Below are 13440 nucleotides of genomic sequence, written 5' to 3' on the forward strand. Positions count from 1 at the left end.
GGAACGGAAACTTGGGATCGCCTGCGGTCCCGGAGGTGAGGCGTGCGCTCCCGGCTGCGAGGTGCCATACGCCCCCGGGCTATACGTGCCTGGTGCAGGCGGAGGCGGGGTCGGCGGCATCTGCGGTGCTGGGTTTGCTGGGGCCACTGGGGCGGGGCCAGCGGCGGGTGCAGCATCCGGTGCTGGCGTTGGTGCAGCGCCGGGTGCGGCTCCTTGCCAGGCATGCTGTTCTGGCGGCTGCGGTGGTGTTGCGGTCATGACCCCCACTTTCGGTAACCAGGCCCATCCTGCCATGTCAACGGGCCGCTGAACGGTGAGTCCCCAGGTGGTGCACCAGACTCATGGCAAGATTGCCGTATGACGGCACGCATCTTGGTGGTCGACGACGATCCTGCAGTGGCGGAGATGACGGGAATCGTTCTCCGCGGCGACGGGTTCGACCCTGTTTTCTGTGATCACGGCGACAAGGCGGTAGAAGCGTTCAGGGACCTCAACCCTGACGTGATCCTGCTGGACCTCATGCTGCCGGGACGTTCGGGCATCGACATCTGCCGTGAGATCCGGGCCGAGTCCGGGGTCCCCATCATCATGCTGACCGCGAAGTCGGACACAGTGGATGTGGTGCTGGGGCTGGAGTCCGGCGCGGACGACTACATCCCTAAGCCCTTCAAGCCCCGCGAACTGATCGCGCGAGTGCGTGCACGCCTACGCCGCAACGACAACGCGGTGCCTGCGGTGGTGCGCATCGGCGACCTGGAGATCGACGTGACCGGACACCGCGTGACGCGTGACGGTGCCGTGATTCCGCTGACGCCACTCGAGTTTGATGTGTTGGTGACGCTTGCGCGGGCCCCGGGCCAGGTGTTCACCCGGGAAGTGCTCCTTGAAGACGTATGGGGTTACCGTCACGCTGCGGACACGCGTTTGGTCAACGTCCACATTCAGCGTCTGCGCGCCAAGATCGAGAAGGACCCGGAGCACCCGGAGATCATTCAGACCGTTCGCGGAGTCGGGTACAAAGCCGGCGCGCATCAGTCGTGACCGCGTCTGGCCGTTCGTGGGGTGCCACCGTGGTGGCTCCGTTGCGGACGCTAGGACGCCGGTGGTCGCGATCGCTGTCGCTGCGCATCGTGACGTCGACTCTGGTGGTCGGCATTGGCACAGTGCTCGCGCTTGGTGCGTACGTCACTGACGAAATTCGGGACGGCTTGGTCGATGGCCGGGTGGAGCGAGTCCTGTCGGAAAGCGCCCGCGATTCGGCGATTGCCCAGGAACGAGCCGACACCACGACCGCTGTGAACCCGGCGGAGATGCAGCAGTTCGTGTACGACCTCATGCTGGAACTGCGTGCGCTGGGTGGCGAGAACCGTGGCCTCGTCATGTTGCGCGACCCTGCCAACACGTCCTCGATCCCGTTGACCGTAGGTGAGTCCACGACGGGTGTGGCGGACATTCGCGATGCGATTTCTCCGGACATGCGTGAAGCGGTTGAGGGGGACATGACGCAGCCGTGGCAGTTCGTCCAGCTGCCGGGCACGGAGACCCCTGGCATCGTGGTGGGGTCCAGTCTGAACCTTGGGGTGGCGGGCCCCTATGAGCTGTACTTCGTGTACTCCATGGCGGACGAGCAGGCCACCTTGGCGTTGATCCAACGTGTCCTGGCGTTGGGTGCCGTTGTTCTGGTGGGCTTGGTGGTGCTGATGACGTGGTTCGTCACCGCCCAAGCAGTGCGACCGGTGCGCCGGGCATCCCGTGTGGCGTCACGGCTGGCGGAGGGACGGCTCAGCGAACGCATGACGGTGCGTGGGCATGATGAGATGGCGACCCTGGCCCAGACCTTCAACGACATGGCGGAGTCATTGCAACGTCAGATCACCCGTATGGAGCGGATGTCGCGTCTGCAGCGCCGCTTCGTCTCGGATGTCTCTCATGAGCTGCGTACGCCATTGACGACCATCCGGATGGCATCGGACGTGTTGTACGACGCTCGAGAGGACTTCCCACCGGCGGTGGCGCGTTCGTCGGAGCTCCTCATCAACCAGCTTGATCGCTTTGAAGCGCTGCTGGCGGACCTGTTGGAAATCTCCCGCATCGATGCAGGCTCGGCTCAACTGGAGTTCGAGAGGATGGATGTGGCAGACGTAGTTCGTGATGAGGTGGAGGCGATGCTGCCTGTCGCCCAAGAGCTGGGCGTGCCGTTGCGTCTGCGTGTGTCCGAAGGGGAGCACACGGCGTCGATCGACCGCCCCCGCGTGGGCCGAATCCTGCGCAACTTGCTGTCGAACGCGATCGAGCACGCGCAAGAGACCTCCGTTGACGTGTCGGTGCGGTCGGACCGACGTTCCACCGCAGTGGTGGTACGGGACCACGGCGTGGGCTTGACGCCGCAACAAGTGGATCGGGTTTTTGACCGGTTCTGGAGGGCCGATGCGGCGCGCGCCCGAACCATGGGCGGCACCGGCTTGGGGCTATCCATTGCATTGGAAGACGCGCAGCTGCATGGTGGAGAACTCGAAGTGTGGGGTTCTCCAGGGCAGGGCGCCAGTTTTCGGTTGCTGCTGCCGCGCACTCACGAGGGGATCGGCAAGAATCAGCCGTTGCCTTTGGTCATGAGGCAAGGGTCCTTTGATGAAGTGGGGCCTGAAGTGGAGTTCCCCGGGGTCGACTTGCCTGAGCCGGAGGAGGACCGATGAACCGCGCGATGGTGGCAGGGATGGCTGCGCTCGCAGTCACGCTGACGGCGTGTGCCGCGATTCCCACGGAAGGGGAGGTCGCGGAGGGCAACGGCGAAGTGCTTCCCGTGGCTCCCTTTGAACCCATTCTCTCGGGGCCTGCCCCTGAGGATGGCCCCGCGGCGATCGTGACAGGCTTTCTGACGGCATCGGCCGGTGGAGTGGCGACTGACTTCACGGTGGCGCGCCAGTTCCTCACCGACGAGGCTGCCGCCCAATGGGACCCGGGCGCTCAGACGATTGTGTATTCCTCCGGCGCCGTCGCACCTGAGTGGGACGAGGAAAGTCACACCGTGGCGTACGAGGTGCCATTGGACTCGACACTGGACGACTCAGGGTTGCGTTCCGACGCCACCGAAGGAGACGTGGTGCAACTGGTGTTCGAGATGACGGAAGTCGACGGCCAGTGGCGTATCTCCGAACTGGCAGATGGCGTGGTCGTGACTGCCGCCAACTTCCAGAGTTTCTACCGCCAAGTTCCCCTGGTGTTCGCGACATCGGACTTGAGCATGGCGACCAGTGAACTGCGATGGCTGCCGGATAACTTTGCGGCCACTGCGGCAGCACGTGAGCTGGTGCAGGGGCCGTCCGCGTGGCTGGCCGATGCTGTCGAGACGGGTTTCCCCGCGACGGCCGCGCTGGCAGTGGAGTCAGTGGTGGTGGACGGTGGGGTCGCGACGGTGGATCTCACCGCGCAATCGGCGGGAACGTTGACCGAACGAGCGCTCGCTGATGAGCAGTTGCGTTTGACGCTGTCGTCATTGCCAGATGTCACGTCCGTCGACGTACGCATCGGTGGACTGCCGATCTCCGATGAAGTGGAGATTGACCTCGACCCCGTGCCAGTGCCTGATCGCTATGCAGCCGTCATTGTCGACAACCGCCTGGGCTTGTGGAATGGCGAGGAAGTGCGCATCACACCAGGGGAGATCGGGCTACTGCCGGAGGGCACGCGCGGTGTCGCGCGGAACTACGACGGAAGCTCCACGGCCTTTGTGACCGGCGAAGGAGTGTCAGTCACGCGCGCCTTGGCTGGCGGTTGGGATGCCGCCGTGCCAGCCGATGCTGCGAGCGACGCCACCGACGTGGTGGAGTCGACCCTGGTGTTCGCCGCCAACGATGCCGTGGACCCGAGCTTCGACCGGTACGGCGACTTGTGGGTCGCTCGGCAGGCCGGCGGTGGACTGCAGGTCGTCACGACCGACGGCGAGACGATCACGCTAGGCGCCGACTGGTTGTCGGGGCGCTCCATCAACGCCGTGTCGGTGTCTCCCTCCGGCACATACGTTGCGGTGCAGTCCCGCACCGGAGGGCAACCCATTCTTGAAGTAGTGGCCGTGGTCCGTGACTCTGCAGGGGTTCCGCTCGCCCTGGGAGAACCCAAGCCGGTGGGTCCAGGGGTAGGACTGGGCGTCGACATTTCCTGGGTCGATGACCTGACGTTTGCCGTGCTGGGCGAGCCTGTCGAGGGAAGCGCATCGCCGCTATGGACGGTCACCGTGGGGGGCGCTACCGCGGCGCTCGCGACCGTGCGTGACGCGGTAAGCGTCTCGGCACGTTCTGGAGTGACGTCCTTGGTGGTTGCCTCCGCAGAGGGCACAGTCGAAGAGCGGTCCGGAACCTCGTGGTCGCAGGTGCTTGAGGGAATTACCGACATCGCGTACGCAGGGTAGCTCCTCCGCATTCACTGCCGTCCCCAAGCCTTTGCCAACGGTCGGGTGTACACGGCCGCTGTCCTTGCCCTTGCCCGGCTCGCCGTCCCTCCGGTGCCCTGGAGCCATGCAACCCCTGGGTGTTTCTATCCGCAGCGTCCTGAACCAAGCGGTTCGGGACGTGACCCGGCTCGCGGTCCCCACCGCATGTCCAGGATGCGGACTCTACGACGTGATCGTGTGCGAGGAATGTGCAGCCCTGTGGTGGGAGTCCCCGTTGAGATGCGAGTCGGGTGCACCCCGACTCACCATCGACGACCAACCCCTGTTTCCGGTGTGGAGCTGCACCGACCTGCAGGGAGCCTCCCACGAGATGGTGGGGGCGTGGAAAGACGGACGCCGCCGCGACCTCGACCGCTTCTTCCACGCCACGATGGTCCGTGCAGCACGTCACCTGCGTGACAGCGGCGCCATCCCTGGCAGTGCCCGTGCCCCGGCGGTCGTGCCCGTGCCGTCACGCCCACGATCCATCGCTGCACGCGGCGCAGACCTCACAGCGCTCCTCGCCCGCGGAGCCGCCACGGGACTCGGCACCACTGCGCTGCGTCGGAGTATGACACTCGGTGCAGGGGAATCCCGCGGTGGCTCCACCAGAGACCGATGGCGCTCCACGCATGGAGCCGTCCGTGTACGCGCCGTGCCACCCGCATCGGTCCTCCTCGTGGACGACGTCGTCACGACCGGCGCGACCCTCGCGGCCTGTGCGTTGGCTCTGCGCGAACACCACGTGCAGGTACACGGCGCGCTGGTGTTGGCATGTGCCTAACGTCCTCGCATCGGCTCACATTTCGGTCTAATGTGGACCTACAACGTCGACGGTCACCCGTCGCACCTTCACAGCCAGGGAGGTGATGCCAGCAGGCGCGAGAGGCGCCGCCGTGAATCACCCTGGCCGGAGAGCGGATTCGCCCCGGCCCCCACCGCAATGCGAAGGAGCTGCACCATGGACATCGCCATCGTCGGACGCCACACCAAGGTCTCTGAAGAGATGCGCACCACGATCTTCGAGAAGATGGAAAAGGTCGAGGAAGTTGCCCCCAAGATGAACCGAGCAGAGGTTCACGTGGTCCATGAACGCAACCCTCACTTGTCGGGGAACCGCGAGAAGGTGGAGATTACCCTCCACGGTCCCCGCGGGATCCTCCGCGCTGAAGCTGACGCTGACGACCGGCTCATTGCTCTCGACCGCGCTCAAGCACGGATCCTTGAGCAACTGCGCAAGCGCCGCGAACGTCACTCCAAGCGCCACAACAACAAGCCGTCTCTCCACGCCGTCGTCGCAGACCTCGCGTCACAAGAGTCCGCAGCATCGGCCCCAGAGCCTGACGAAGCCGCTTCCGTACAGGCATGGGAAGGTGCTCCAGAAGGCCACACGCGCGAGGTTGCCATCGACGGCACCCCGATCGTGATCCGCTCCAAGACACACGACGGTGTTCCCATGACGGTGTCTGAGGCAATCGACCAGATGGAACTGGTGGGGCACGACTTCTACCTCTTCCACGACTCCGAGTCGAACCTCCCCTCCGCCGTGTACCGCCGCCGCGGCTGGACCTATGGCGTGATCCACCTTGAAACCGACCATGCCGAGGTCGTCGCCGAGGCAGCCCAGGCCTAGCCAGTTCCGGACCCAGCAGTAAAAGAGGTCCGCACCACCCCCAAGCGAAACCTCGCTACAGGGCGGAGGTGCGGGCCTCTTGCGTTGCGCCAACAGCGAGACGTTCGAGTCGCAGTGCGCTAACGGCCTACGATGGACCAGGATCCAACCTAAAGCTTGAGGAGTCACTTCGTGTCTGTGCTCGACCGCATCGTCAGGATGGGAGAGGGACGCCAGCTGCGCCGCCTCAACAAGATCGTCACCCTGACCAACTCCTTGGAGAGTGTGTACGAGGAACTGAGTGACGCAGAGCTGCGTGAACTCACCACCGAGTTCAGGAAGCGAGTCGACGACGGCGAGTCGCTCGAGTCCCTGATGCCGGAGGCCTTCGCCGCTGTGCGTGAAGCCTCCCGCCGTACCCTCGGCATGCGTCACTTCGACGTGCAGATTCTTGGTGGTGCCGCGCTCCACGGCGGCGACATCGCGGAAATGAAGACCGGTGAAGGTAAGACCCTGGTCGCGACCCTGCCCGCGTACCTCAACGCGCTTGAGGGCAAGGGCGTTCACATCGTTACCGTGAACGACTACCTGGCCTCCTACCAGTCTGAACTGATGGGCCGAGTGTTCCGGTTCCTGGGACTCCAAACCGGCTGCATCCTGTCCGGCATGTCCTCCGAAGACCGCCGCGAGCAGTACGCCGCGGACATCACCTACGGCACGAACAACGAGTTCGGCTTCGACCATCTACGCGACAACATGGCGCTCGACGCCAAGAACCTGGTTCACCGCGGCTACAACTACGCGATCGTCGATGAGGTCGACTCGATTCTGATCGATGAAGCCCGTACCCCGCTCATCATCTCTGGCCCCTCGTCCGCAGATCACGGTCGTTGGTACACCGAGTTCGCGCGCATCGCCCGTGAACTGGTTGCGGAAGAGGACTACGAGGTAGAAGAGAAGAAGCGCACCGTCGGAATGCTCGAACCGGGCATCGAGAAGGTGGAGAAAGCGCTCGGGATCGACAACCTGTACGACCCTGCCAACACCCCTCTGATCGGCTTCCTCAACAACGCCGTGAAGGCAAAGGAACTGTTCCGCCGCGACCGCGACTATGTGATCCAGAACGGGGACGTGGACATCGTCGACGAGCACACCGGTCGACTCCTCAAGGGCCGGCGCTACTCCGACGGACTCCACCAGGCCATCGAGGCCAAAGAAGGCGTACAGATCAAGGCGGAGAACCAGACGTACGCCTCGATTACCCTCCAGAACTACTTCCGTCAGTACTCCAAGCTCGCGGGCATGACCGGTACCGCACAGACGGAAGCCGCAGAACTGAACGCCACGTACGGCATGGGCGTGGTGCCCATTCCCACCAACAAGCCCATGATCCGCATGGACAAGGCTGACCTGCTGTACAAGACCGAGGCAGCGAAGTTTGCCGCAGTGATCGACGACATCTTGGAACGCCACGACAAGGGCCAGCCGGTGCTGGTGGGCACCGTGTCCGTGGAGAAGTCCGAGCGCCTGTCCAAGGAGTTGCGCAAGCGCGGCATCCAGCACTCGGTGTTGAACGCCAAGCAGCACGCGCAAGAGGCCGTCATCGTGGCCGAAGCGGGCCGCAAGGGGGCTGTGACAGTCGCCACCAACATGGCCGGTCGCGGAACCGACATCATGCTGGGCGGTAACCCCGAGTTCCGTGCTGTGCAGGAGATGACAGCTCGCGGACTCGATCCTCAGGAGAATCCTGAAGAGTACGAGCGCGTGTGGGACGAGGTTCTTCAGCAGGCCAAGGACGACGTCACGGCGGAGCACGACGAAGTTCTCGAAGCCGGTGGACTCTACGTGCTGGGCACCGAACGTCACGAGTCGCGCCGCATCGACAACCAGCTTCGTGGCCGCTCTGGTCGTCAGGGTGACCCAGGTGAGTCGCGCTTCTACCTGTCGCTTGAAGACGACCTGATGCGTATGTTCCAGTCCGGAATGGCTGCGGCGATGATGAACTCGTCGGCGATTCCAGACGACATGCCCATTGAGTCCAAGGTCTTGACTCGTGGAGTGCGGAGCGCCCAGGCTCAGCTCGAGGGCCGTAACGCGGAGATTCGCAAGAACATCCTGAAGTACGACGACGTGATGAGCTCCCAGCGTTCGGTGATTTACGCGGAGCGTCGCCGCGTGCTCGATGGTGAAGAGTTCGAGACTCAGGTCAACTCCTTCATTGAGGACGTAGTGGGTGCCTATGTGCGCTCCGCAACGTTGGTGGGTAGCCCCGAGGACTGGGACCTTGAAGCACTCTGGAAGGACCTCCGTGCTGTGTACCCGGTGTCGCTCACCGAGGAAGAGCTCATCGAAGAAGCCGGCGGTGTGGATCTGCTGACCCCGGGCTTCCTCGAGCGTGAACTCGTGGCGGACGCCAAGGTCCAGTACGAAGCCGTCGAGGAGCGCCTTGGAGAAGAGATCCTGCGGACGGTGGAACGCCAGGTTGTGCTGCAGGTGTTGGACGCCAAGTGGCGCGAACATCTGTACGAAATGGACTACCTCAAGGAAGGCATCGGCCTGCGTTCGATGGGTCAGCGCGACCCGTTGACGGAGTACCAGCGCGAGGGCTACCAGCTCTTCCAAGCCATGACGGACGGAATCAAGGAACAGTCCATCCAGGTCCTGTACCGCGTGGAAAAGCGCCAGCCAGAGCCGCAGGCTCAGGCTCAGGTCACGGCCGACTCTGCCGCGGCGACTGCCGCATCCGCCCAGCCACAGCGTCGTCCGGTGTCGACACAGTCGGCAACGCCGGGCGCTTTGATGCAGTCGTCGATGGGTGCATTGACGTATTCCGGACCGTCGGAAGACGGCACGGCAACGGTGAAGAAGCCCAAGGACGGCGGAAAGGCCAAGCCCGAGGACGACGGCGCCACCTTCCCCGGCACCGCCAAGAACTCGCCGTGCCCCTGTGGATCAGGGAAGAAGTACAAGATGTGTCACGGCAAGAACGAAGACGACTAAGCCGCACCTTTCACAAGACATCGATGTGAGTTGCGAGCCAGCGGCCGTGGACGGTCTCTAACCGGATCGCCACGGCCCTGGAGCGTCCCGCAATGTTGACGATGACGGCGGCCTCCGCCGCGTCTTCTGAGACTCGTTCGACGCGGATGCGTTGCACGTGGGCGATCACGGGTGTCCGCCCGGCACGTCGTGCGAGAGAGCGTTGCTTCTCTAGTCTCTGGCGCGTTTCCGGGGAGACCCACCGGTATATCGACTGAAGAGAGTCTCCGCCGACGACGGCTTCTGCCGTGACTTTCGCCAACGTGCAGGCCAAGGGCGAGGGGTTGCCGAGTTGCGTCTTGGGGCGAACCCACGGATGTGCGGCGCTGGTGGATACGAGGGGCTGCGCACTCATGCTCGCCACCCTTCTGGGAGTTCCAAGGTGTCTCCGGGATGGATGAGCCCCGGATCATCGCCCACCGCCTCACGGTTGTGGTCATAGAGGTCTCGCCATGCGTCATTGATCTCGGCAGCGGATCCGTCTGTGACGCCATGGTCGGCGGCAATGGACCACAGGGAGTCTCCCGGTGCCACGGTGACCGTGGGGGTTGCCTCCGAGTCAGGTGCTTCGGATGCGGCGGCAATGGGGGTGACTGCCAGCGGTGCAGCGGAGTGGGAGCGCGGTTCTTCGTGAACGGTTTCTACGTGGACCCAACCCGCGTTGTCGGGAGCGGGGTCGGTTGCTGCGATGGCGGGCACGGCGGCGCCGGAGGCGACGGCAGCTCCCAGTGAGGCGCCGACTACCTTGCGCCACGTCGCAGGGGCGATGCGTGACACGAATGCCCAGCCGCTTCTACTTGACGACGTGAGGATGAACAGCGCGCCAGTCAGGGTGAGGTACAGCCCGATGAGAGTGCCTGCGGCGCCGCACGTGATGGCGACCAGGTCGTCGATGCGCCAAGGGCCATAGCCGCCTTGGAGGGGCGTGGACTGAGCCAGCGATTGCGTGAGCCACGCGAGGCACCAGGTGAGCGCGCCGGTCGCGATGACCAGGACACTAGCGCGGGCGAAACCGAGGGCACGTCGAAAGTGGGAACTGTTCATGAGGTCTTCCAATGCCATTTGATGTTGTTTGATAACATTAGATGTACTTCACTCTTCTTCTCAGTGTCCATGGCAACCCGGAAAATGTGGATAAGTCGGACAGTCATGAGGGGTGTCACTACCGTGACCTCATGCGTTGGGAGTCGTTGTTCGCGGACCTCGAGAACCAAATGGTCGCCGCTGAGGAGGAAGACCGGAGGGCAGACGTCAGCGCCCGCACCAGGTCAGACAGGGCTTCCGTGGAACTCGTGGGCAGGTTGCTCGCCTCGGTGGGCCGCCCGCTCCAGGTCCTGACGTCTGATGGAAGGAGCGTGGAGGGCGTGCTCACGGAGGCGTGCGGTGCGTGGGCGCTACTCGTGGACGCGCAGCACCGCGAACACCTCATCCCGCTCGCCCAGATCGCCGGGCTAGTCGGGGCTGCCGCGTTCGTCGCGCCCGCAGGCGTGGTCGACCGGCGCCTCACACTGGCCAGCGCACTGCGAGCCATTGCACGCGACCGCGCGCGCGTCGAGGTCGTGACGCAGGGCTACTGCTGGTGGGGCGTCATCAATGCGGTGGGAAGTGACCACTGCGACCTTGACCGCAGCCGGGATACCGGGGCCGCAAGTCGTGCCGGGGTGACAGTGCCCTTCCACACCCTGGTGAGGATCTCATCGACCCCCTGGGGTTAAGCGTCTTCGCGTGTCTTCTCCCGCGTGACGGCGTACTGGCGGGCGATGTAGGACTCAAGCTCAGCTGCCTCGACGCGCCAAATGCCACGCCCCCCTACCTGAATGGCGGGGAGTTCTCCGCTGCGCACCAAGGAGTACGCCTGCTGTGCAGAGATGTTGAGGATGTCCTGCACATCTTCGAGTTTTAGGAAGCGCGGAGCCATGTCGCCATTGTGACACGGGGGCAGTGGTGCCCACCGTTGTCCACAGGGCCTTGTCGGCCCTTCGCGCGCCGGGCATTCTGTCCAGGTGGTGACCCGAGGTCGTACGGCGACCACACCCATATGAAGGGGGAAACTGATGGGAAGTTCTGGGACAGTTGCGGGACGGGTACGACGGCCATCGTGGCGCGATCCGCGGCTGCTGGTCGGTATCGCATTGATCGCGTTGGCCGTGGCTGGAGTGTCGATGGCGTTGCGCTCGGCCGACGAGACCCTTCCGTATTACGTGGCGACCGAGGCGCTGCCACCAGGTGCGGTGGTGTCGGAGGAGAACACTCGCGTCGCCTACGTCCAGGTGGATCACGACATCTATTGGGAGGCGGGGCCGGAGGCGCCCTGGGGGTCCGTCGTGACCCGCACGGTCGGAGCCGGGGAACTGCTGCCCGTGGGCGCGCTTGCGGAGGACGCGAGCGTCCACGTCCGGTCCGTGGGGATTCGAGTGAGCACCGCGGTTGCAGAGGATATCGACCGCGGCACCGTGGTCGACGTGTGGCTGACAACGCCAGCGACTAATGAGCAGGAGACCTCGACCGTGTTGGTGGGGGAGCAGCTCGTCGTCGCGGACGTGGAACGCGACAGTGGCCTGGGAGCCTCGGGACACGTCACGGTTCATATCGTCGTGCCTGATGCCGATGTCGCGGCCTTCCTGCAGGCGACCTCGGGCGACGGAGTCTTAACCGTCGTGGGCCTGGGGGACGTGTAGTGGCTGTCCACGGCGTCATCGTCGCGCTCACCGGTGACCTCGAGGCACGGGCGTGCGCTGAACTGGATCAAGCACCTGAGCTCTCAGTCGTGAGCCGATGCGCGGATCTGGTGGAGGCTGAAGCCGCGGCCCAAAGCGGGCTGGGGTCGGTGGTCGTGGTGATGGAGCAGCCATCGCTGACGCGGTCGGTGGTGCAGGCGATGGCAGGCTGCGTGGTCGTGGCTGTCGCAGCAGACCGTGACGGGGCCGCTCGGTTGCAGGCCTTGGGAATCGCCCATGTGCTGACGACCACGGATCCCGGCCCGCTCGTCGAGGGCGTGCTGGCGGCCGTGTCACAACCGGCGGTGAGGTCGTCACCCCAGGTTGCGCGGCCGGCAGATGCGGGGCGTGGCCGAATGATGGCGGTGTGGGGGCCAACGGGAGCTCCCGGCCGCACCACGGTAGCGGTCAATGTGGGCGCAGAGCTTGCTGCCCGCGGTCTCGAGACGCTCGTGATTGACGCGGATACCTATGGTGGCGCTGTGGCGCAGGCATGCGGGCTGCTTGACGAGGCGCCCGGGCTCGTGGCTGTCGCACGAGCGTGTGCGGCAGGTACCGCTGAACCAGCACTCATCGACATGCATGCCCACCGGGTGGGACCTGGGTTGCGTGTCCTTGCAGGTATCTCCCGGCCTCAACGGTGGCCCGAGGTGCCGGGGGTTGCGCTCGATGTGGTGTGGGAGTTGGCGCGCCGGTGCGCCGATGTCGTGGTGGTGGACGCGGGGTTTGGCCTCGATCAGGACGAAGAACTCACGTTTGATACGCGTGCCCCGCAACGCCACGGAGCGACCCTTTCGGCGCTGGCCGCAGCGGACACTGTCGTGGCGGTGGGCTCTGCCGAGCCGGTGAGCGTGCAACGCCTCATCCAGGGCTTGGAAACCCTTCGCCAGGTAGTGCCGCATGATCCTGTCGTGGTGGTGAACCGAGTACGTCCCGAGGTCGCTGGACCTCAACCGGAACAGACTCTCGCGGATGCGCTGGTGCGTTATGCGGGTGTGAGTGAGGCGTTCATGCTTCCGTGGGATCCGCGATCCGCCGATGCCGCGACGTTGTCTGGGCAGACTCTCGCGGAGCGAGTCCCGCGTTCGCGGCTGCGCAAGGCGGTTGCGGGTGTGGCCGCTGCTCTTGACGAAGGTCTGCCTGCTCCGGCGCGGAATACGAGCATCGCCGCACCGCTCCTGACACACTGAAACCATGCGCGTGTATGTTCCGGCGACTCTTGCTGATCTTGACGCTAGTGTGACTGGCGGTCTTGAGGTGGAACGTGCTTTTGCGGTGACGCCACGGCTTCTCGACATTTCATCCTTGGAGGATGAGGAGGAACTGGCGGAGCAGGTGCGCGATATCGCCGCTGCGGCGTCCATTGAGACCCGTGGGGCTGACCTGCGAGCGGTCCTTGTCGTTGACTTTTCGCGGGCCGACGTGCGCGAGGTCGCCGGTGACCACCCTGCGGCGGTGGCATTGAGCGGCAAGGTGGTGCCTAGTGACGTGGTGTGCGCTTTTGTCGATGAGGTGGAGGCAGCCGATGCTGTGGCGCGTGCCGCAAGGGGACACGAGTCGGCTTGGGATGACCTGGCTGAGCGCGATCTCTTGTGGTGGGACTCGTCGGAGTTCGCGCAGATTCCCCGGCCTGAGTAGGGGACAGA

The 13440-nt window shown here is 64.6% G+C and carries 13 protein-coding genes; 10 read left to right on the forward strand and 3 right to left on the reverse strand.

The genetic code is table 11. The features are described 5' to 3' along the window. Positions 1–357 precede the first annotated feature (357 nt). The 6 genes from mtrA (at position 358) to secA (ending at position 9038) form a co-directional block, all read left to right on the forward strand. Positions 358–1041 (forward strand): MtrAB system response regulator MtrA, encoded by a 684-nt coding sequence (gene mtrA / locus ON058_RS10420; RefSeq protein WP_274668981.1) that lies wholly within the window; start codon positions 358–360, stop codon positions 1039–1041. Then, positions 1038–2693: an MtrAB system histidine kinase MtrB gene (gene mtrB / locus ON058_RS10425; RefSeq protein ID WP_274668982.1), complete on the forward strand. Its 1656-nt coding sequence runs from the start codon at positions 1038–1040 to the stop codon at positions 2691–2693. The genes mtrA and mtrB overlap by 4 nt, the downstream gene beginning before the upstream one ends. Next, entirely contained in the window at positions 2690–4405 is a 1716-nt protein-coding gene (locus tag ON058_RS10430; RefSeq protein ID WP_274668983.1) for a GerMN domain-containing protein, read from the forward strand. The genes mtrB and ON058_RS10430 overlap by 4 nt, the downstream gene beginning before the upstream one ends. 106 nt (positions 4406–4511) lie before the next feature. Next, a complete protein-coding gene (locus ON058_RS10435; RefSeq protein WP_274668984.1) occupies positions 4512–5210 on the forward strand; it encodes a ComF family protein in 699 nt (232 codons plus the stop codon). A gap of 177 nt (positions 5211–5387) precedes the next feature. Next, entirely contained in the window at positions 5388–6059 is a 672-nt protein-coding gene (raiA, locus tag ON058_RS10440) for a ribosome-associated translation inhibitor RaiA (RefSeq protein WP_274668985.1), read from the forward strand. 198 nt (positions 6060–6257) lie between these two features. Then, the gene (secA, locus tag ON058_RS10445; RefSeq protein WP_274669104.1) at positions 6258–9038 is read left to right on the forward strand and encodes a preprotein translocase subunit SecA; all 2781 of its coding nucleotides are present in this window, start codon (positions 6258–6260) and stop codon (positions 9036–9038) included. A 10-nt stretch (positions 9039–9048) separates the two neighbouring features. On the opposite strand, the gene ON058_RS10450 is transcribed toward secA, so the two are convergent. Continuing rightward, on the reverse strand, positions 9049–9432 hold the full coding sequence (locus ON058_RS10450; RefSeq protein WP_274668986.1) for an Rv3235 family protein: 384 nt from the start codon (positions 9430–9432) through the stop codon (positions 9049–9051). Beyond that, a complete protein-coding gene (locus ON058_RS10455) occupies positions 9429–10121 on the reverse strand; it encodes a LysM peptidoglycan-binding domain-containing protein (protein ID WP_274668987.1) in 693 nt (230 codons plus the stop codon). The genes ON058_RS10450 and ON058_RS10455 overlap by 4 nt, the downstream gene beginning before the upstream one ends. Before the next feature lie 131 nt (positions 10122–10252). Between ON058_RS10455 and ON058_RS10460 the strand changes: the two genes are divergently transcribed. Further along, complete coding sequence (locus tag ON058_RS10460) at positions 10253–10792, forward strand: hypothetical protein (RefSeq protein ID WP_274668988.1); 540 nt, start codon at positions 10253–10255, stop codon at positions 10790–10792. Here the strand turns inward: ON058_RS10460 and ON058_RS10465 are convergent. Further along, positions 10789–10995 carry a helix-turn-helix domain-containing protein gene (locus ON058_RS10465; RefSeq protein WP_274668989.1) on the reverse strand — a complete coding sequence of 69 codons (207 nt, stop codon included), beginning with the start codon at positions 10993–10995 and terminating at the stop codon, positions 10789–10791. The genes ON058_RS10460 and ON058_RS10465 overlap by 4 nt on opposite strands. A gap of 136 nt (positions 10996–11131) precedes the next feature. Between ON058_RS10465 and ON058_RS10470 the strand changes: the two genes are divergently transcribed. From ON058_RS10470 to ON058_RS10480, 3 genes are read left to right on the forward strand one after another with little or no spacing between them, the layout of a single operon-like run. After that, positions 11132–11755, forward strand: a complete 624-nt coding sequence (locus ON058_RS10470; RefSeq protein ID WP_274668990.1) for an SAF domain-containing protein — start codon at positions 11132–11134, stop codon at positions 11753–11755. Next, positions 11755–12984, forward strand: coding sequence for a hypothetical protein (locus ON058_RS10475; RefSeq protein ID WP_274668991.1), 1230 nt, complete (start codon positions 11755–11757; stop codon positions 12982–12984). The genes ON058_RS10470 and ON058_RS10475 overlap by 1 nt, the downstream gene beginning before the upstream one ends. 4 nt (positions 12985–12988) lie before the next feature. After that, the gene (locus ON058_RS10480; RefSeq protein ID WP_274668992.1) at positions 12989–13432 is read left to right on the forward strand and encodes a hypothetical protein; all 444 of its coding nucleotides are present in this window, start codon (positions 12989–12991) and stop codon (positions 13430–13432) included. Positions 13433–13440 lie beyond the last annotated feature (8 nt).

This window comes from Demequina sp. B12, assembly GCF_028823635.1.
GTDB lineage: Bacteria > Actinomycetota > Actinomycetes > Actinomycetales > Demequinaceae > Demequina.